The organism is Paracoccus aminovorans (genome assembly GCF_001546115.1).
GTDB lineage: Bacteria > Pseudomonadota > Alphaproteobacteria > Rhodobacterales > Rhodobacteraceae > Paracoccus > Paracoccus aminovorans_B.
Map to the genome: position 1 here is coordinate 23,238 of NZ_KQ955211.1, position 18,189 is coordinate 41,426.

Annotated in this window: 14 protein-coding genes; 3 read left to right on the forward strand and 11 right to left on the reverse strand. The window is 66.6% G+C overall.

What is annotated here, in order from left to right:
- Window positions 1-41: 41 nt before the first annotated feature.
- The 4 genes from ASV56_RS20390 to ASV56_RS20405 all read right to left on the reverse strand — a co-directional run bounded on the left by ASV56_RS20390 (window position 42) and on the right by ASV56_RS20405 (window position 7,102).
- Entirely contained in the window at window positions 42-1,181 is a 1,140-nt protein-coding gene (locus ASV56_RS20390; RefSeq protein ID WP_062563809.1) for an aminomethyltransferase family protein, read from the reverse strand.
- A gap of 66 nt (window positions 1,182-1,247) precedes the next feature.
- On the reverse strand, window positions 1,248-3,059 hold the full coding sequence (locus ASV56_RS20395; RefSeq protein ID WP_216635424.1) for an APC family permease: 1,812 nt from the start codon (window positions 3,057-3,059) through the stop codon (window positions 1,248-1,250).
- A gap of 269 nt (window positions 3,060-3,328) precedes the next feature.
- The gene (locus ASV56_RS20400) at window positions 3,329-5,692 is read right to left on the reverse strand and encodes a DUF1989 domain-containing protein (protein WP_062563811.1); all 2,364 of its coding nucleotides are present in this window, start codon (window positions 5,690-5,692) and stop codon (window positions 3,329-3,331) included.
- Between the two features lie 66 nt (window positions 5,693-5,758).
- The gene (locus ASV56_RS20405) at window positions 5,759-7,102 is read right to left on the reverse strand and encodes an NAD(P)-binding domain-containing protein (protein WP_062563812.1); all 1,344 of its coding nucleotides are present in this window, start codon (window positions 7,100-7,102) and stop codon (window positions 5,759-5,761) included.
- Between the two features lie 164 nt (window positions 7,103-7,266).
- On the opposite strand from ASV56_RS20405, the gene ASV56_RS20410 reads away from it, so the two are divergent.
- Entirely contained in the window at window positions 7,267-8,565 is a 1,299-nt protein-coding gene (locus ASV56_RS20410; protein WP_062563813.1) for an ABC transporter substrate-binding protein, read from the forward strand.
- Here the strand turns inward: ASV56_RS20410 and ASV56_RS20415 are convergent.
- The 5 genes from ASV56_RS20415 to ASV56_RS20435 form a co-directional block, all read right to left on the reverse strand.
- Window positions 8,549-9,265, reverse strand: a complete 717-nt coding sequence (locus tag ASV56_RS20415; protein ID WP_253880190.1) for a FadR/GntR family transcriptional regulator — start codon at window positions 9,263-9,265, stop codon at window positions 8,549-8,551. The genes ASV56_RS20410 and ASV56_RS20415 overlap by 17 nt on opposite strands.
- A gap of 117 nt (window positions 9,266-9,382) precedes the next feature.
- Window positions 9,383-10,687: a type III glutamate--ammonia ligase gene (gene glnT, locus ASV56_RS20420; protein WP_062563815.1), complete on the reverse strand. Its 1,305-nt coding sequence runs from the start codon at window positions 10,685-10,687 to the stop codon at window positions 9,383-9,385.
- Window positions 10,688-10,755: 68 nt separating this feature from the next.
- Window positions 10,756-12,081, reverse strand: coding sequence for an FMN-binding glutamate synthase family protein (locus ASV56_RS20425; RefSeq protein ID WP_156429277.1), 1,326 nt, complete (start codon window positions 12,079-12,081; stop codon window positions 10,756-10,758).
- Between the two features lie 11 nt (window positions 12,082-12,092).
- Complete coding sequence (locus tag ASV56_RS20430; RefSeq protein WP_062563817.1) at window positions 12,093-12,776, reverse strand: GltB/FmdC/FwdC-like GXGXG domain-containing protein; 684 nt, start codon at window positions 12,774-12,776, stop codon at window positions 12,093-12,095.
- Window position 12,777: 1 nt separating this feature from the next.
- Window positions 12,778-13,665 (reverse strand): class II glutamine amidotransferase, encoded by an 888-nt coding sequence (locus ASV56_RS20435; RefSeq protein ID WP_062564055.1) that lies wholly within the window; start codon window positions 13,663-13,665, stop codon window positions 12,778-12,780.
- 415 nt (window positions 13,666-14,080) lie between these two features.
- Here ASV56_RS20435 and ASV56_RS20440 point away from each other — a divergent pair, with 415 nt between their 5' ends.
- Together ASV56_RS20440 and preA are read left to right on the forward strand one after the other, a co-directional pair.
- Window positions 14,081-15,418 (forward strand): NAD(P)-dependent oxidoreductase, encoded by a 1,338-nt coding sequence (locus tag ASV56_RS20440; protein WP_062563818.1) that lies wholly within the window; start codon window positions 14,081-14,083, stop codon window positions 15,416-15,418.
- 3 nt (window positions 15,419-15,421) lie between these two features.
- Complete coding sequence (gene preA / locus ASV56_RS20445) at window positions 15,422-16,720, forward strand: NAD-dependent dihydropyrimidine dehydrogenase subunit PreA (protein WP_062563819.1); 1,299 nt, start codon at window positions 15,422-15,424, stop codon at window positions 16,718-16,720.
- Between the two features lie 99 nt (window positions 16,721-16,819).
- Here preA and ASV56_RS20450 read toward each other — a convergent pair whose 3' ends face one another.
- On the reverse strand, window positions 16,820-17,431 hold the full coding sequence (locus ASV56_RS20450; RefSeq protein ID WP_062563820.1) for a TetR family transcriptional regulator C-terminal domain-containing protein: 612 nt from the start codon (window positions 17,429-17,431) through the stop codon (window positions 16,820-16,822).
- Between the two features lie 15 nt (window positions 17,432-17,446).
- The gene (locus ASV56_RS20455) at window positions 17,447-18,094 is read right to left on the reverse strand and encodes a TetR family transcriptional regulator C-terminal domain-containing protein (protein WP_062563821.1); all 648 of its coding nucleotides are present in this window, start codon (window positions 18,092-18,094) and stop codon (window positions 17,447-17,449) included.
- Window positions 18,095-18,189: the final 95 nt, after the last annotated feature.

Here is an 18,189-nt window from a genome sequence, read left to right on the forward strand (position 1 = left end):
CTGAGGGGGCGGGGGCGGCAGTCCCGCCCCCGGCCGGTGGCTTAGCCCTTGGCGGTGCGGCGTTTCTTTTCCGGGTCGAAGAACGGCATCTGGCCGGTGGTCGCCGGGATCTCGCCATGGGTGGCGCAGTTCACGACCAGCCTGGTGCCGTCGTTCGCCAGTTCGACCGGCAGACGGGCGATGGCGACGGTCCAGTCGTTCAGCGGCGAATGCATGGCCTGCGTCACCACGCCGACCTGCTTGCCGTCCTGCATCACCGGCGCGCCGTTGCCCGGAACCTTGTCGCCTTCCAGCTTCAGGCCCCAGATCTTGAAGCGCTCCTTGCCCTTCAGGCGGTAATGCTCATCCGCGCCGCGGAAGCCGGTCTTGCCGGGCGAGACGGTGAAGTCCAGGCCCAGTTCCCACAGCGTATCCCCGCCCTGCTCGTTCTCGAAGGGATACATTTCCGAGTTGTCGTAGGGGAAGAACAGCAGGTAGCTTTCGGTCCGCAGCATGTCGAGCGTGGTGAAGCGGCAGGGGATGATGCCCATCTCCTTGCCCTCTTCCAGGATGCGGTCCCAGACCAGCCCGGCGTCCTGGCCGCGCACGAAGATCTCGTAGCCGCGCTCGCCGGTATAGCCGGTGCGCGAGATCATCACCGGCTTGCCGAACAGCGAGGTCTGCATATGCGCGAAATAGGGCAGGTCGCGGATGCCCGGGACGTGCTTGGCCAGGTAGTCGACCGCCAGCGGGCCTTGCAGCGACAGGTCGTGCAGGTTGTCGTCGAAGATCACCGACACGTCGCGGCCATAGGCGGCCATGGTCAGCTGCTCGAAGCCCTGGCCGGCGCCGTGGACCACCATGAAGGCGTTCGGGCCGGTGCGATAGATCACGCAGTCGTCGATGAACTTGCCGGCGTCGTTCAGCATGCAGGCATAGACCGAGCGGCCGGGCATCAGCTTTTCAAGGTTGCGCGTGGTCGCGCGCTCGATGACATGGCTGGCGGCGGCGCCGGTGATATGGACCTTTTTCAGGCCCGACACGTCCATCAGCCCGGCCTTGGTGCGGATCGCCATGTATTCGGCATCCGGGTCGCCCGAGGTATAGGACCAGGCGGTGCCCATGCCGCTCCAGTCCTCCAGCTCGGAGCCAAGGGCGCGGTGGCGGTCGGCCAGCGTCGAAAAGCGCCAGGAATTCGTCATCTCGTCATTCTCCCAATAGTCTTGCGTTTGGGGCGGGACCGGGCTGCCGATCCCGCCGATTTCGGGTCAGGCTGGCAGCTGGAAGAACCAGTTGCTGAACAGCACCACCGCGGCCCCGGCGATCAGCGCCAGATAGGGCAGGATGCCGGCGCGGCGCGGGCCGAGGTCGCCGTGGTCGCTGAGGCCCAGGTCCTCCATCGCCTCGCGCGGGAAATGGCCCTTGTCCTGGTAGTAGTGGCGGAACCAGAACACCGGCAGGATGAAGCTGGCCATGATCAGCCCCGACCACAGCGCGCCGGAATAGCCCCAGACCTTGGCGCCCGCGCCCAGGAACATGGCGTTCACGAAGGCCAGGCAGGTGTTGATCCCGATCAGCACCGTCGGCGCCTTCCAGGGACGCACCAGATGCGGGCTGTCGATGCGGTGGATCCAACCGGCATTCAGGTTCATGAAGTTGAACATGATATAGCCGACGTTCGAGATGGCGAGCACGTAGAAATAGCCGCCGGGGTCCGAGGCCAGCGCCAGCAGGAACACGTTGAAGAACAGGTCGGTCCACATCGCGTTGGTCGGCGCGCCATGTTCGTTCACATGGCCCAGAAAGCGCGGCAGCCAGCCATCGCGCGACCCCTGGTAGAGCGTGCGCGACGATCCCGCCATCGCGGTCATGATCGCCAGGAACAGCGCCAGGATCATCAGCATCACGAGGATCTGGGTGATGACCGCGCCGCCGCTGACCAGCCCGGCCAAGGCGGCGCCGACCCCGGTCCCGTCGACGATTTCAGGGGCCAGCATGCCTTCGTGGCCCAGCACGCCCTGGAAGGCGAAGGGGATCAGGAAGAAGAAGACCATGCACAGCAGGCCGGAATAGAAAATCGCCTTGAAGGTATCCGTCGCCGGGTTCTTGAACTCGGCCGTGTAGCAGACCGCGGTCTCGAAGCCATAGGTCGACCAGGCGGCGATATACATCGCGCCCAGGAACAGCGTCCAGCCGCCGATGTCCCAGGCCCCGTCCGTCGCGGCATAGGCGGCGGTCGGCGGCACGATGCCGGTGACGTTCATCGTGTTGATCGAGCCGTTCAGGATCGGCACCAACCCGACCAGGAACAGCGGCACGAGCACGATGATGGCCATGACCCGCTGCGCTTTCGCGGTCGACGAGATGCCCCGGTGCTGGATCGCGAAAATGATCAGCATCAGGACCACGCCGATGACGAAGGTCGCGTTGAAATGCAGCGTGCCCAGGCCGGGGATCGGCAGCGCCAGCGCCTCCCAGGTGCGGAAGGTGGGGGTCAGGGCGGCGACGGCGTCCGCCCGGGCCACGGCCTGGATGGCGGCATCGGTGGCCGCGCCGGGATTGGCGGCGATATAGTCGATGACCGCCTGGCTCTGCGCCGTATAGCTGCCGATGTTGGCCGCGACCCAATCCATCACCGGCTGGCTGGTCGCCAGCGGAATCGGGAACAGCGAGTTCAGGATGTAGCCGGCCGCGATGGCGCAGCCCAGCGACAGCACCGGGCTCCAGGCGAACCAGTTGCACCAGACCGACAAGGGCGCGATCAGCTTCGAATAGCGCAGCCAGGCCGTCGCGCCATAGACCGAGGTTCCGCCCGACTTGTTGCCGAACATCCCGGCCATCTCGGCATAGGTAAAGCTTTGCAGAAAGCCCATGCACATGGACAGCATCCAGACCACGAAGGCGGCCTTGCCTGCGACGCCAGCGATGCCGCCGATGGAAAACAGGACCAGCGGCGGCACGCCCGCCGCGACCCAGAAGGCCCCGCGCCAGTCCAAGGTGCGGTGCAGTCTGCCCGACGCGGCCAAGCCGTCGTCCCCCGTCGCGCCGACCATCGGGCCGGCCGTTGATTGTTCAACCATATGCGCGTTTCCCTGTTGGACAAGCCGCCCCGGACCCTGTCGCGGTCGCTTTCAGGCTGGCTCGGTATGTTGCGGCGCCGGGGCACCCCTCATGCCCCGGCGGCATTCCCTTGCTTTGTCCGTCACAGGCAGCGACAGGCGCGCCCCTCCGCGATGCGGCGGGGGTTCTGTCCGGCACCGGGCAGCCCTGGGGCTGCGCGGAACCGGCCAGCGTCGTGGGACGCCGGGCTGCAATCATGTCGAACCTCTCTGTCGTCAGCGCCGCGGTTTCAGGACCGCGGTCGTTCTTTCTTCGGGTCGTAATGCGGGAAGGCGGTGATGCGCGCGGGCAGGCGTTTCTGCTGCCCGTCGAGCTTGCCGACCTCGATTTCGGTGCCCTCGTCCGCATGGGTCACGTCCACGCGGGCCAGGGCGATCTGCTTGTCCAGAAGCGGCGACCACATCGCCGAGGTGATCTCGCCGATCTGCGCCCGGCCGATATGCAGGCAGTCGCCGTGATGCGCCGGGATGCGGCTGTCGATCTCGATCCCGACCAGCTTCCAGCGCGGGTTCTCCTTGCGCCGGACCAGCGCCTCGCGGCCGATGAAGTCGTCGGGCTTGGTCTTCAAGGGCACGGTGAAGCCGATGCCGGCCTCGAACGGGTCGGTCTGGTCGGTGAATTCGTAATCCGCGAAGATCAGCCCGGCCTCGATGCGCAACAGATCCAGCGCGGCCAGGCCCATGGGTTTGATGCCATGGGGCGCGCCGGCCTCGGCCACGGCGGCAAAGACCTCGGCCCCGTCCTTGGGATGGCAGAAGATCTCATAGCCCAGCTCGCCGGTATAGCCGGTGCGCGAGACCACCACCGGGGCGCCGTTCGGGCCGTTCACCCGGCCGACGGTCCAGCGGAACCAGCCCAGTTCCGGGATCGCGGTCTGGTGCGGCGCGGTCCAGATCGCCGCGTTCATCACCTCGCGGCTTTTCGGCCCCTGGACGGCCAGGTTGTGCAGCTGGTCGGTCGAGGCGCGGATCATCACGTTCAGCCCCAGCGCCTGAGCCTGCTCGCGCATCCATTCGCCGCCGTAATCGGTGCCGCCGATCCAGCGGAAGCGGTCCGGCCCCATGCGGAACAGCGTGCCGTCGTCGACCATGCCGCCATGCGGATAGCACATCGCGGAATAGACCACCTGGCCCACGCCCAGCTTCTTGACGTCGCGGGTCAGCACCCATTGCATCAGGGCCTCGCTGTCCGGGCCGGTCACCTCGAACTTGCGCAGGGCCGACAGGTCCATGACCGCCACGCCGCTGCGGCAGGCGCGGTATTCCTCTTCGGGCGAGGAGTTCGGGAAGGTGTTCGGCAGCCAGAAGCCCTTGTATTCGATGAAGTCGCGGGTCAGCGCGGCGAAATTGTCGTGAAAGGCGGTCTGTCGGGTCATGATCGGCTCTGACTCTGGCATGGGCCGCCAGGCGACGGCGCGCTGGAAGCGTTCGCTGGCGGCATAGCTGCGGACATGGATGTCCGACAGGTGCCAGCCATTGGCGGGGCTGGTGTCGTCGGGGCAGGCCGAGGACACGCAGACGATGTCGGTCAGTGCCCGCAGCAGCACGTAGTCGCCCGGCCGGGACCAGGGCTCGTCGGTCATCAGCACGCCATGCGCGTCGATCCAGGTGTTGAAGAAGAAATTCGCCGCCATCCAGCCCTTGCGCGGATCGACGCCGTATTCCGCCAGCGCGCCGTTGAAATTGTCCGAGCAATTGGCGTGGCCGGGATAGCCGATGTCGTCATAATATTTCGACGAGCAGGCCATGGCAAAGGCGTCGTGCCGGCCGCAGGTGTCCTGCACCACCTCGACCAGCGGGGTATTGTCCTGGTCGAAATATTTCGCATGCAGGCCGGGCATGGCATAGCTGTGGCCCAGGATGGTGCGGGTCGTGGTGACGTCCAGCGGGTTCTGGATGCCGCGATCCAGCTTGCGGGCGTCGAAACACTGGAAATCCGTGCATTGCCGGCCGTCCACGTCCTGGATCTGGATATATTCGCCGGCCCGGACCAGATAGGCCTCGGCCGTGGCGGATTTCACCCGGATGTCCAGGATCGGGTCGGCCAGCGGGTCGGGCAGCGCGAACCCCTGCTTGGCGCGCGGGCTCGCGCGGTCGATCAGCAGGGTCAGCGGGCTGGCGGTGTCGCCGCTCTCCGGGTCCATCGGATCGCCGGGCGCGCAGGCGATCAGCCAGCCGGCGCCTTCGGCGGTGAATTCGGCGCGGTCGCCGGCGGGGCTTTCCGCCCCGAACAGCGCGATGGCGTGGTTCTTCGACAGGTCGATGCCGCGCGCCGCGATGCCGCGGGCAAGCCGGGTCAGGCTGTCCTCGCCCGAGCTCAGCGCCCGGCGCAGCCCGTGCGGCTCGTCCGAGGCCGGGCCCAAGAGGCCGGGACGGCCCTGCATGTCCACCGCGACCAACTCGGCGCGCTGGCCGCCCTCGGCGTTAATGACGGTGACGCGGTCGCCCTGCGCCAGCGGCAACAGCAGCGCGCCGCCGCCGGTCACGGTGTGGCGTTCCTGCGCGGGGGCGCGGCTGACGGGGGATGCCACGCGCAGCCCGCTGGGCCGGGGCGGGCCGGGGCGAAGCAGGCCGGGATAGGTGATGGCGCTCATCCGAGCCTCCATTGCCGGGAAAAAGACGGGGGTGGCGGATGCTGCCACCACCCCCAGTCGGGGGGATCAGTTGCGCAGATAGGCGGCCATGCTGTCGTCCAGCGCGTCCTTCCAGGGCGTATGGTGCACCGGCGCCATGGTCCCGGTGATGACCGAGCGATAGCAATGGTTGCGGAAGGCCATGATGTCCTCGGCCTTGTGGTGCTTCCATTCGTAGAAGGCCGCGCAGGCGCCATCGACGTCGAAGCTGGGATAGTCGGTTTCGGCGATCAGCTCCTTGACGTAGTCGCCCTGGTATTTGATCGCATATTTCACGTCGGGGCTGGCTTCCTCGCGCTCCTCGCGCTCGGCCACGTCGGCCAGCATCGCCTGCTTGTCGGCGGGCACCGCGATGCGGCCCAGGATGATGTCGCGCACGTACCAGGCCTGGGCATCGAACATGTTGAAGGTGAACCACTGGTCCTGCATGCCGACATAGAACATGCGCGGGTTGTGGACATAGACCACGCCCTTGTAGAGATCCGCCGTCGCCAGCCGGTTCGCCGTCTTCAGCCGCAGGTCGTCCGGCAGGAACGGGAAATAATGCCGGTAGCCGGTGCACAGGATGATCGCATCGACCTCGCGGCTGCTGCCGTCGCTGAAGAACACGGTCTTGCCCTCGACCCGCTCCATGGCCGGCTTTTCTTCCCAGTTGTCGGGCCATTTGAAGCCCATCGGCGCCGAGCGATAGCAGGAGGTCACCGATTTCGCGCCGTATTTCCAGCATTGCGAGCCGATGTCCTCGGCCGAATAGCTGGAGCCGACGATCAGCACGTCCTGGCCGCTGAATTCGCGGGCGTCGCGGAAGTCGTGGGCATGGGTGATGCGGCCGTAGAACTGGTCGAAGCCCGGGTATTCCGGCACGTTCGGCGACGAGAAATGCCCCGAGGCGACGATGACGTGGTCGAAACGCTCGCGATAGACGTGGTCGCGGGTCATGTCGTGCACGGTGACGGTGAAGTCCTGCGCCTCTTCGTCATATTCGATCCAGCGCACCACGGTGTTGAAGCGGATCCAGTCGCGCACGCCGGCCTTCTTCACCCGGCCCTCGATATAGTCGAACATGACCGCGCGCGGCGGATAGGAGGCGATCTGCTTGCCGAAATGCTCCTCGAAGGAATAGTCGGCGAACTCCAGCCCCTCTTTCGGACCATTGGTCCAGAGATAGCGGTACATCGAACCATGCACCGGCTCGCCATGCTCGTCGGTGCCGGTGCGCCAGGTATAGTTCCACAGCCCGCCCCAGTTCGACTGCTTCTCGAAACAGACGATCTCGGGGATCTCGGCGCCCTTGCGGGCGGCGGATTGAAAGGCACGTAGCTGGGCAAGCCCGGAAGGGCCAGCGCCGATAACGGCGACTCGCTTCGTCATGTGTTGCTCCCTGTGGTTCGGACCAATTTATGGTTCCGATATATTTGGATTGGACCAATTAGAGGCTCTGGTTCCCCTTTGGTCAAGAATTTTTATTGCGAGGAAGAGTTTCAGCGCGAAATTCCGTGTAACGTGGCGAGGATTCGCGCAAATCGGGAACGAACATGCAAAGCTCACTGGCACAGCGGCTGGCACTGGCCGGCAGCCTGCCGCGAAATCTGCGCCGCAGCGCCGGCCCGGTGCGAATCGGCCTGCTGGCACCGCTCAGCGGGCCGTCCGCGCCCTGGGGCAAGCCGGGGCTGGAGGGCTGCCAGATCTGGGCGGATTGGGTGAACGAACAGGGCGGGCTGATCCTGGGCGCGCAGCGCCGCCGGGTCGAGATCCTGGCCCGCGATGCCGCCATCGGTCCCGACGAAACCCGCATGGCGGCCATGGAGCTGGTCGAGCGGCTGGGGGTGCGGGTCATGCTGACGCTGGGGGGTGATTCGCTGGCCCCGGCGCTGCCCTGGCTGATGACGCGACGGGTGCTGACCACGACGCTGCTGCCCTTCGACCTGTCGCCCGATACCCCCAGCCTGATCGCCCCGGCCGAGGTGCATCCGATCTTTGTCGTCACCGGCGTCGAATGGCTGGCCGAGGCCCGGCCCGAGTTGAGGCGCGTTGCGCTATGCAGCCAGGAGGACATGCTGGGCCTGCCCTCGCTTGCCAGCTACCGCGCTGCTTTCGCTGCGGAAAGCATGACCGTGGTTTCCGAGCTGCGCTATCCGCCGCAGGAATGCGACGCCGAGGCGATGGTCGCGGCCATGCTGGCGCAGGACCCCGAGGTGCTGTGCTGGTGCTCGTCCGAGCCGCATATGGTCCATGCCCTGACCGAGGCCGCCTTTCACGCCGGCTTCCGCGGCCCGATCCTGTCGGCCACCGGCGACAACTACCACCGGCTGGTGGCGCGGACCTCGGTCGAATTCATGCAGGATTTCACCTTTCATTTCCCGGACTTCGACGATCCGGCGCTGGCAGGCACGGCGTTCTTCTTTCGCCAGCCGGCGGCATTTCACGCCGCCTATCAGCAGCGTTTCCCGGGGCATTGGTCGGCGGTCAGCTGGGAATATGCGGCCGCGCTGGACCTGTGGCACCAGGCGGTCGAGATCGCCGGCACCACCGAGCCGCTGAGCGTGCTCGATTCGATGAAGCGCGGCGGCCAGATGATGCAGGTTTTCGGCCCGGCGCGCTGGTATGGCGAGGCGCTGTTCGGCATCGACAACGCCCTGATCGGCAACTGGCCGGTGGTGCGCGTGACCGATGGCGTGGCCCGCATCGCCAGCTTCCGCTCGGTCCTGGGCTGGCTCGACCGGCACGAGGCGCTGCTTCTGCACGAGATGGAGGCCCTGGGCCTGCTGTGGCAGCAGCGTGCCGGCATGGGTGGCAAGTGGCTGCCGGGGGCGGGGATCAGTCCTCCTGCATGAGCAGGCGCTGTTCCTCGACCAGCATTTCCTGGACCAGTTCCGTCGCGGCGGCGATATCGCGCGAGGCGATGGCATTGAGCAGCGCGGCATGGACGCAGCGCTGGAAGGCCAGGCGCTCGGCGGTCATTAGCCGGCGCAGCATGGCGGCGCGGTGGCGCTGGCGGCGCGCCTTGACCACCAGGTTGTAGCAGCTGACCAGCAGCGGATTGCCGGTGCCCTCGGCCAGCTTCTGCTGGAAATCCTCCTCGGCGCGGGTGAACTGCGCCGGGTCGTTGGTCGCCCGCATCTCCTCGACCAGCTGGGCCAGCGTCTCGATCCCGGCGGCGGGCATGTTCAGGATCGCCAGCCGCACGATCTCGGGTTCCAGGATGCCGCGGGTGACATGCAGATGCAGCGGCCCGGTGGCGGCGGCGACCGGCACGGTATTGTCCCAATGCTCGGGCTCGACGACATAGGAGCCGGCGCCGGCGCGGCGCTGGATCAGACCCTTCTGTTCCAGGATGTCCAATGCCTCGCGCAGGGTATTGCGCGCCACCTGCAGGCTGGCGGCCAGCTGGCGCTCGGCCGGCAGGCGGCTGCCCTGTGGATAATCGCCCGAGGCCAGCCGATTGCTCAGGGCGTCGACCACCATCTGCACGGCGGGGCCGGACGCGGGCTTGCTGGGGGCGGCGACATGCGGCGGCTGCGGGAGAGACGACAAAATGGCAGACTCCGGTTTCAATACGCCATTTGTAACGCGTTGCTCCGGGGTCTGCCAGTCCAAAAGGAACCAATTGATCCAATTTTGGCCCCGGCGCAGGGCCGGGGCAGAATTGGTTCAGATGTCAAGCGTGTTGTCCCGCTCCCACTGTGTCAGATGGCCGCAGTAGGAATTCCATTCCTTGGTCTTCATCTCGACGAAAGCCTGCGCGAATTCTTCGCCAAGCGCCGCCTTCAGTTCGGTGTTGGCATCGAAGGTGCGAATGGCGTCCAGCAGGTTCAGCGGCAGCTTGGGCGCGTCGTTGACGGTGTGGCCGTCGGCATACATGTCGATGTCCAGGCGCTTGCCGGGGTCGCATTTGTTGCGGACCCCGTCGATCCCGGCGGCCATGATGACGGCTTGCAGCAGGTAGGGGTTCGAGGCCCCGTCCGGCAGGCGCAGTTCGATCCGGCCCTTGCCGGGGACGCGGACCAGGTGGGTGCGGTTGTCGCCCGACCAGGTGACCGAGTTCGGCGCCCAGGTCGCGCCCGACGAGGTGCGCGGCGCGTTGATGCGCTTGTAGCTGTTGATCGTCGGGTTGGTGATCGCCGCCAGCGACGAGGCGTGCTTCATGATGCCACCCAGGAAGTGGTGGCCGACTTCGGACAGGCCCAGCTCGTCATTGCCGTCGTAGAAGGCGTTGGTCTCGCCGTCGAGGCTCCAGCCCGAGATATGGGCATGCATGCCCGAGCCGGTCAGCTCCAGGAACGGCTTGGGCATGAAGGTCACGCGCAGCCCGTGCTTCTCGGCGACCGATTTCAGCATGAACTTGAAGAAGGCCAGCTTGTCGGCGGTCGCCAGCGCGTCGTCGTATTTCCAGTTCATCTCGAACTGGCCGTTGGCGTCCTCGTGGTCGCTCTGATAGGGCTCCCAGCCCAAGTCGATCATGTAGTCGCTGACTTCCGAGATCACGTCATAGCGGCGCATGATCGCCTGCTGGTCGTAGCAGGGCTTGGAGCCCACGTCGCGGGTATCGGCGATCTGACCGCCGCAGGGCGACAGAAAGAAGAACTCGGGCTCGACCCCGGTCTTGATGCGCAGGCCTTCCTTTTCGGCATCGGCGATCACGTTGCGCAGCACGTTGCGCGGCGCCTGCGGCAGCGGGCTGTCGTACATCGCGGGGTTGGCCGCGACCCAGGCCACCTCGGGCTTCCAGGGCAGCTGGATGACGGTCGTCGGGTCCGGCACGCCCAGCATGTCGGGATGCGCGGGGGTCAGGACGAACCCGCCCGCGAAGCCCGCAAAGCCGGCGCCGCCCTTGACGACGTTGTTGATCGTATAGGCCGGCACCAGCTTGGCGCGCTGCGCCCCACCCAGGTCGGTGTAGGACACCATGAAATACTTGACGCCTTTTTCCCGGGCGAATTCGGCAAGATCGGTCATTGATTTGGTCCCTGTTGAATACGGATAAAGCCGGGGCGGGCTCGCGTGGCCCGCCCTTCTGGTCTTGATCAGAAGCCGCCCTGACCAGGGATCCAGCTCGTGCCAGCCAGCGGAACGCCCGCCATCGCGGCCGCCTCCAGCGTCAGCGAGCACAGATCCTCGGGCTCCAGGTTGTGGACATGGCTCTTGCCGCAGGCGCGGGCGATGGTCTGGCATTCCAGCGTCATCACCGCCAGGAAGTTGCGCAGCTTGCGCGCGCCCTCGATCGGGTCGAAGCGCTTCATCAGCTCGGGATCCTGGGTGGTGATGCCGGCCGGGTCCTTGCCCTCGTGCCAGTCGTCATAGGCGTCGGCCGTGGTGCCCAGCGTGTCGTATTCGGCGGCCCATTTCGGGTCGTTCTCGCCAAGCGCGATCAGCGCCGCGGTGCCGATGGCGACAGCATCGGCGCCAAGCGCCAGCGCCTTGGCCACATCGGCGCCCGAGCGGATGCCGCCCGAGACCACCAGCTGCACCTTGCGATGCATGCCCAGGTCCTGCAGCGCCTTCACGGCGGGGCGGATACAGGCCAGCGTCGGCTGGCCGACATGCTCGATGAACACGTCCTGCGTCGCGGCGGTGCCGCCCTGCATGCCGTCCAGCACCACCACGTCCGCGCCCGCCTTCACCGCCAGCGCGGTGTCGTAATAGGGCCGGGCGCCGCCGATCTTGATGTAGATCGGCTTTTCCCAATTGGTGATCTCGCGGATCTCCAGGATCTTGATCTCCAGGTCGTCCGGGCCGGTCCAGTCGGGATGCCGGCAGGCAGAGCGCTGGTCGATGCCGATGGGCAGGTTGCGCATCCGGGCGACGCGCTCGGTGATCTTCTGGCCCAGCAGCATGCCGCCGCCGCCCGGCTTCGCACCCTGGCCGACCACGATCTCGATGGCGTCGGCGCGGCGCAGGTCGTTCGGGTTCATGCCATAGCGCGACGGCAGGTACTGATAGACCAGCTTTTCGGAGTGGCCGCGTTCCTCGTTGGTCATGCCGCCGTCGCCGGTGGTGGTCGAGGTGCCGGCCAGGGTGGCGCCGCGGCCCAGGGCCTCTTTCGCCGGGCCCGACAGCGCGCCGAAGCTCATGCCGGCAATGGTCACCGGGATCTTCAGCTCGATCGGCTTCTTGGCAAAGCGCGTGCCCAGCGTCACCGAGGTGTCGCAGCGCTCGCGATAGCCTTCCAGCGGATAGCGGCTGATCGAGGCGCCCAGGAACAGCAGGTCGTCGAAGCTCGGCACCTTGCGCTTGGCGCCGCCGCCGCGGATGTCGTAGATCCCGGTGTCTGCGGCGCGGCGGATTTCCGAGTTGATGCTGGCCGAGTAGGTGTAGCTTTCGCGGGGCAGCGTTTGCGGGGTCTTGTCCATGATGTCCCTCATCAGTAGGCGCCAGCGTGGTCGACGTGGAAGTTGTAGAGTTTGCGGGCCGAGCCGTAGCGCTTGAACTCGGACGGGTCCGCGTCGGCGCCGGCCCGTTCCAGCAGGTCCTTCAGGATCTCGACATGCTCGGGCCGCATCTCCTTCTCGATGCAGTCGGCGCCCAGCGACTTGACCTTGCCGCGCACGAACAGCCGCGCTTCGTAAAGCGAGTCGCCAAGCGCGTCGCCGGCATCGCCCAGCACCACCAGGTTGCCGGACTGCGCCATGAAGGCCGACATGTGGCCGATGTTGCCATGCACCACGATGTCGATGCCCTTCATCGAGATGCCGCAGCGCGACGAGGCATTGCCCTTGATGACCAGCAACCCGCCCTGGCCGGTGGCGCCGGCATATTGGCTGGCGTCGCCGTCGATGATGACGGTGCCCGACATCATGTTCTCGGCCACGCCCGGCCCGGCCGAGCCGGTGACCTTGATCGTCGCCTGCTGGTTCATGCCGGCGCAGTAATAGCCGGTCGAGCCCTTTACGGTGACCTCGATCGGCGCATCCAGGCCCACGGCGATGGCATGGCCACCCTTGGGATTCTCGATCACCCATTCGGTCTGGTTGGTCTGTTCGGCCTGCGCTTGCAGGGCCTGGTTCAGTTCGCGCAGCGGCGTTTTGGCAAGGTCGATAGTCTGCATGTCAGCGTTCCCAGAAATAGACGGTGGCAGGCTCGGGCTCCCAGACGCGGGCGGTTTCGATGCCCGGCAGGTTGGCCAATGCGCGGTATTCGCTGCCAAAGGCGACGTAATCGTCGGTTTCGGCCATGACGGCGGGCTTGCAGGCGATCGGGTCGCGCACGACGCCGAAGCCGTTCTTGGTGCCGACGACGAAGGTGAAGAACCCGTCCAGGTCGTCCAGCGTGCCCTCCAGCGCCTCGCCCAGGTTGGCGCCTTCGGCCAGCCGCGACGAGATATAGCAGGCGGCGACCTCGGTGTCGTTCTGGGTCTGCGGCTTGAAGCCCTTCTCGGTCAGGATGCGGCGCATCTGGTTGTGGTTCGAGAGCGAGCCGTTATGCACCAGGCACTGGTCGTCGCCGGTCGAGAACGGGTGCGCCCCCAGCGTGGTCACGGCGCTTTCGGTCGCCATGCGGGTGTGGCCGATGCCGTGGCTGCCGGCCATGTCGCGCAGGTGGAAACGCTCGGCCACGTCCTTGGGTAGGCCGACTTCCTTGTAGATCTCCATCGAATGGCCGGCGCCCATGACGCGGATGCCCTTCTCGGCCATGAAGGCGCGGGCCTGGGCCTCGGTGCCCTCGGGCAGGGTCAGCACGGCGTGGGTATCGATAACGCGCATCGTCACCGGCCCGTCCAGCGCCAGCGACAGCGCGGTGTCCAGCCCGTGGAAGGTTTCGTCGGGCGTGTCCGACTGCACGGTGATCTTCAGCTTGTTGCTGTCATCGCCATAGATCGCGATCCCGGCGCTGTCCGGGCCGCGGTCGGTCATGGTGATCAGCATATCGGTCAACAGGTCACCCAGCTTGGGGTGCAAGGCGTCGTTCTTGAGGAACAGGCCAACAATGCCGCACATGTTTTTCTTCTCCATCATGTTCAGGGAAGGCTCTGAGAAAATTTATTCACCGGAATTCGTTTTTCTTCAAGAGAAACTTTCTCTCAGGGAGAAATGCTTTCCTGCGGGGAATTACAGCCGAAAAAATCAGCAGAATCCAGCGTTTTTCCCAAGCATCCGGCCGCGACCGGCGACAGGCCCTGCCGAGCTTCGGCGGCGGGCTCTGCGATTTTCCGCCGTTCCGAAGCCGAGCACTGAGTCGCTGCATCGCAGCAGCGATTCATGTGCATATGCCGCATTCTGTCGCAGCCTGCGCAGGCGTCTGCCTCGGCGCGCGGTTTTCGCGCTCCGGCGGCGGCGGTTCTGAATTTTACCACTTGATAAAAAATCAGCCTGTGAGACGCTCGCAGGCAATAACAAGCCAGGGAGGTCCATCGTGACCAACAGCCAGTTCACGCCGGGGGTGGTGCCCGGCCGGCTGTCGCATGACAGCTATTGCACCAATTTCAGCGACGTGGCGCCGCCGCTGGATGCGCATCAGGCCCGGGTGGAATCGGACCGCTGCTATTTCTGCCACGACGCGCCCTGCACCGAGGCCTGCCCGACCTCGATCGACATCCCGCTGTTCATCCGCCAGATCGCGACCGGCACGCCCGAGGCGGCGGCGCTGACCATCCTGTCGCAGAACATCCTGGGCGGCATGTGCGCCCGCGTCTGCCCGACCGAGAACCTGTGCGAAGGCTCCTGCGTGCGTCAGACCGCCGAGGGCAAGCCGGTCGAGATCGGCGCGCTGCAACGCCACGCTACCGACACGATCATGGCGCGGCAAAGCCACCCCTTCCTGCGCGCCGCCGCGACCGGCAGGACGGTCGCCGTGGTCGGCGCCGGGCCCGCGGGCCTGGCCTGCGCGCACCGGCTGGCGATGCACGGCCATGACGTGGTGCTGCATGAGGCGCGGGCCAAGCCCGGCGGGTTGAACGAATACGGCATCGCCTCCTACAAGGCGGTGGACGGCTTCGCCGCGCGCGAGGTGGCCTGGCTGATGCAGATCGGCGGCATCCGCCTGATCGACGACTGGCAGCTGGGCCGCGACGGCGTGCTTGCGGATCTGGTCGGCGATTACGACGCGGTCTTCCTGGGCATGGGGCTGTCCGGCGTCAACGCCCTGCGCCTTGAGGGCGAGGACAAGCGCGGCGTCGAGCCCGCGACCGGCTTCATCGCCGAACTGCGCCAGGCGCGCGACCTCGCGGCGCTGCCCATCGGCCGCGACGTGGTGGTGATCGGCGGCGGCATGACCGCGGTCGATGCCGCGGTGCAGGCGCGGCTGTTGGGGGCGCTGAACGTCTCGATCGTCTATCGCCGCGCCCGGGCCGAGATGCCGGCCTCGGCCCATGAACAAGAGCACGCCTTGGCCAATGGCGTGCGCATCATCGAGAACGCCGCCCCGGTGGCGATCCATGGCAATGGCGCGGTGCGCGAGGTCGAATTCGCCTATACCCGCCGCGGCGCGCTGGGGTTGGAGCTGACCGACCAGACCTTCCGCCTGCCGGCCGACCAGGTATTCAAGGCCATCGGCCAGACCCTCGGCCCGATGCCGGCCGAGATCGCGCTGGAATCCGGCAAGATCCGCACCGATGCCCTGGGCCGCACCTCGGCCGCCGGGGTCTGGGCCGGCGGCGACTGCGCGCTCGGCGGCGACGACCTGACCGTGACGGCGGTGGCCCAGGGCCGCGACGCCGCCGAGGACATCCACAATTTCCTGATGGGGGCCTGAGCCATGGCGAATCTCGCGACCGACTTCATCGGCATCAAGTCGCCGAACCCGTTCTGGCTGGCCTCGGCCCCGCCCACGGACAAGGAATACAACGTCCGCCGCGCCTATGAGGCCGGCTGGGGCGGCGTGGTCTGGAAGACGCTCGGCGCCGAAGGCCCGCCGATCGTCAACGTGAACGGCCCGCGCTACGGCGTCATCCACGGCCCCGACCGCCGCGTCATGGGGCTGAACAACATCGAGCTGATCACCGACCGCCCGCTGGAGGTGAACCTGCGCGAGATCAAGTCGGTCAAGCGCGACTATCCCGACCGCGCGCTGGTCATCAGCCTGATGGTGCCCTGCGACGAGGAAAGCTGGAAGGACATCCTGCACCGGATCGAGGACACCGGCGCCGATGGGGTCGAGCTGAACTTCGGCTGCCCGCATGGCATGGCCGAACGCGGCATGGGTTCGGCCGTGGGCCAGGTGCCGGAATACATCGAGATGGTGACGCGCTGGGTCAAGACCCACTCCCGCATGCCCTGCATCGTCAAGCTGACTCCGAACATCACCGATGTCCGCAAGCCCGCCGAGGCGGCGAAGCGCGGCGGCGCCGACGCGGTCAGCCTGATCAACACCATCAACTCGATCACCTCGGTCAACCTCGACGCTTTCTGCCCCGAGCCGATGATCGACGGCATGGGCACGCATGGCGGCTATTGCGGCCCGGCGGTCAAGCCCATCGCGCTGAACATGGTGGCGGAAATCGCCCGCAGCCCGGCCACCCGGGGCCTGCCGATCTCGGGCATCGGCGGCGTCACCACCTGGCGCGACGCGGCCGAGTTCATGGCGCTTGGCGCCGGCTCGGTCCAGGTCTGCACCGCGGCCATGACCTATGGCTTCAAGGTGGTGCAGGAGATGATCTCGGGCCTGTCGGATTACATGGACCACAAGGGCTTCACCTCGGTCGCGGATCTGGTCGGCCGCGCGGTCCCCAAGGTCACCGACTGGCAATACCTGAACCTGAACTACACCACCAAGGCGGTGATCGATCAGGGCGCCTGCATCAAATGCGGCCGCTGCTTCGCCGCCTGCGAGGACACCTCGCACCAGGCCATCGGCGTCGAGCCCGGCCGCACCTATGTCGTCAAGGACGAGGAATGCGTCGCCTGCAACCTCTGCATCGATGTCTGCCCGGTCGATTGCATCACCATGAAGGAATTGCCGCAGGGCGACATCGACCCGCGCACCGGCCGCCCGGTCGCGAGCTATGCTAACTGGACCACGCATCCCAACAACCCGATGAGCCGCGCCGCCGAATGATCGCCTTCTTTGCTCTGCAAATACCCCACGGGGGTCCGGGGGTGTGAAACCCCCGGTATCGAGCGGGTCCGGGGGTGTGAAACCCCCGGCTGCCGCGCGTCAGACCCGCAGCAACCGCGCGAACAGCAGGTCCAGGAATGCGCCGGCCTCGTCGTAAGGGTCATGGCCGGGGCCGAGCACGGCGCGCACCTGCACCTCGAAATCGGCGTAATGCTGGGTCAGGGCCCAGATGGCGAAGATCAGGTGATGCGGATCGACCGGCGCCAGCCTTCCCGCCTCGCTCCAGGCGCGGATGACGCCGGCCTTTTCGTCGACCAGCGCCTTCAGCCCGGGCAGCGCCTCGGCCAGGCGCGGCGCGCCCTGCAGCATCTCATTGGCGAAAAGCCGGCTTTCGCGCGGCATGGCGCGGCTCATCTCCAGCTTGCGGCGGACATAGCGCAGGATCTCGGCCTGCGGCGCGCCGGCCGGGTCCAGCTCGCGCAGCGGCGCCAGCCAGATATCCAGCAGGCCGGCCAGCAGCTCGGCATGGATCGCCTCCTTCGAGGCGAAGTAATACAGCAGGTTCGGCTTCGACAGCCCGGCCTCGGCGGCGATCTGGTCCAACGTCGCGCCGCGAAAACCCTGGGCGGAAAACACCTCCAGCGCGGCCTCCAGAATGGCCTTGCGGTTGCGGCGCTGGATGCGCGTCCGTGCCGGATTGCCGTCGTCCAATGTCGCCCTTTCCCGTCAGACCGCCACGCCGATGCCGCGCAGGATGACCCGTTTGACCGATTCCCGCGCCGCGCGCCAGTCCGCATCGCCCAGCGGCCCGCCGTTCAGCACCTCGATCTGGTGGCCGAAATCGGCGTAATGCTGCGTCGCGGCCCAGAGCATGTAAAGCAGGTGCTGCGGATCGGTCGGCGCCATCTTGCCGGCGTCGATCCAGCCCTGGATCACCGCGGCCCGCCCGGCGGTCCAGTCGCGCAGCGTGGTCTCCAGATAGTCCTGGATCACCGGCGCGCCATGCATCACCTCGCTGGCCCAGACCTTCGAGCCGTTCGGATGCCGGCGCGAGATCTCCATCTTGGCGTCGATATAGGCAGCGATGCCCTCGGCGGGGCCGGGGGCGTCGTCCATGGCCCGCGCGGCTTCCAGCCAGATCTGGAAGATGCGCTCGACCACGCGGCGGTAAAGCTCTTCCTTGCTGGCGAAATAATAGTGCAGGTTGGCTTTCGGCAGGCCGGCAAGGCCCGCGATCAGCTGCATGGTGGCGCCGCCGAAGCCGGCCTCGGCAAAGATCGTCTCGGCCGCGTTCAGGATCGCCTCCTCGGTGGCGCGGCGGTTTGCCTCGCGTCGCCCGATTCTTGGGCCTTCTGCATCGGAACTGGCACTCATCCGGGCCTCTGCGGCTGAATTTTTGTTGACCGAATGGTCAGAACGTGGCCTCCTGCAATCTGACCATACGGTCAGAAAAGGATTCGTCGCAAGAG

Coding starts and splice junctions, on each gene's coding strand:
- ASV56_RS20400 (WP_062563811.1), bottom strand. CDS start 5,692: ATGAGCGCCATCACCTATCCCGGCCTGCTTCGCCCCGGCCCGCCCCGG.
- preA (WP_062563819.1), top strand. CDS start 15,422: ATGGCGAATCTCGCGACCGACTTCATCGGCATCAAGTCGCCGAACCCG.
- glnT (WP_062563815.1), bottom strand. CDS start 10,687: ATGACCGATCTTGCCGAATTCGCCCGGGAAAAAGGCGTCAAGTATTTC.
- ASV56_RS20455 (WP_062563821.1), bottom strand. CDS start 18,094: ATGAGTGCCAGTTCCGATGCAGAAGGCCCAAGAATCGGGCGACGCGAG.
- ASV56_RS20395 (WP_216635424.1), bottom strand. CDS start 3,059: ATGGTTGAACAATCAACGGCCGGCCCGATGGTCGGCGCGACGGGGGAC.
- ASV56_RS20405 (WP_062563812.1), bottom strand. CDS start 7,102: ATGACGAAGCGAGTCGCCGTTATCGGCGCTGGCCCTTCCGGGCTTGCC.
- ASV56_RS20390 (WP_062563809.1), bottom strand. CDS start 1,181: ATGACGAATTCCTGGCGCTTTTCGACGCTGGCCGACCGCCACCGCGCC.
- ASV56_RS20430 (WP_062563817.1), bottom strand. CDS start 12,776: ATGCAGACTATCGACCTTGCCAAAACGCCGCTGCGCGAACTGAACCAG.
- ASV56_RS20410 (WP_062563813.1), top strand. CDS start 7,267: ATGCAAAGCTCACTGGCACAGCGGCTGGCACTGGCCGGCAGCCTGCCG.
- ASV56_RS20435 (WP_062564055.1), bottom strand. CDS start 13,665: ATGTGCGGCATTGTTGGCCTGTTCCTCAAGAACGACGCCTTGCACCCC.
- ASV56_RS20425 (WP_156429277.1), bottom strand. CDS start 12,081: ATGGACAAGACCCCGCAAACGCTGCCCCGCGAAAGCTACACCTACTCG.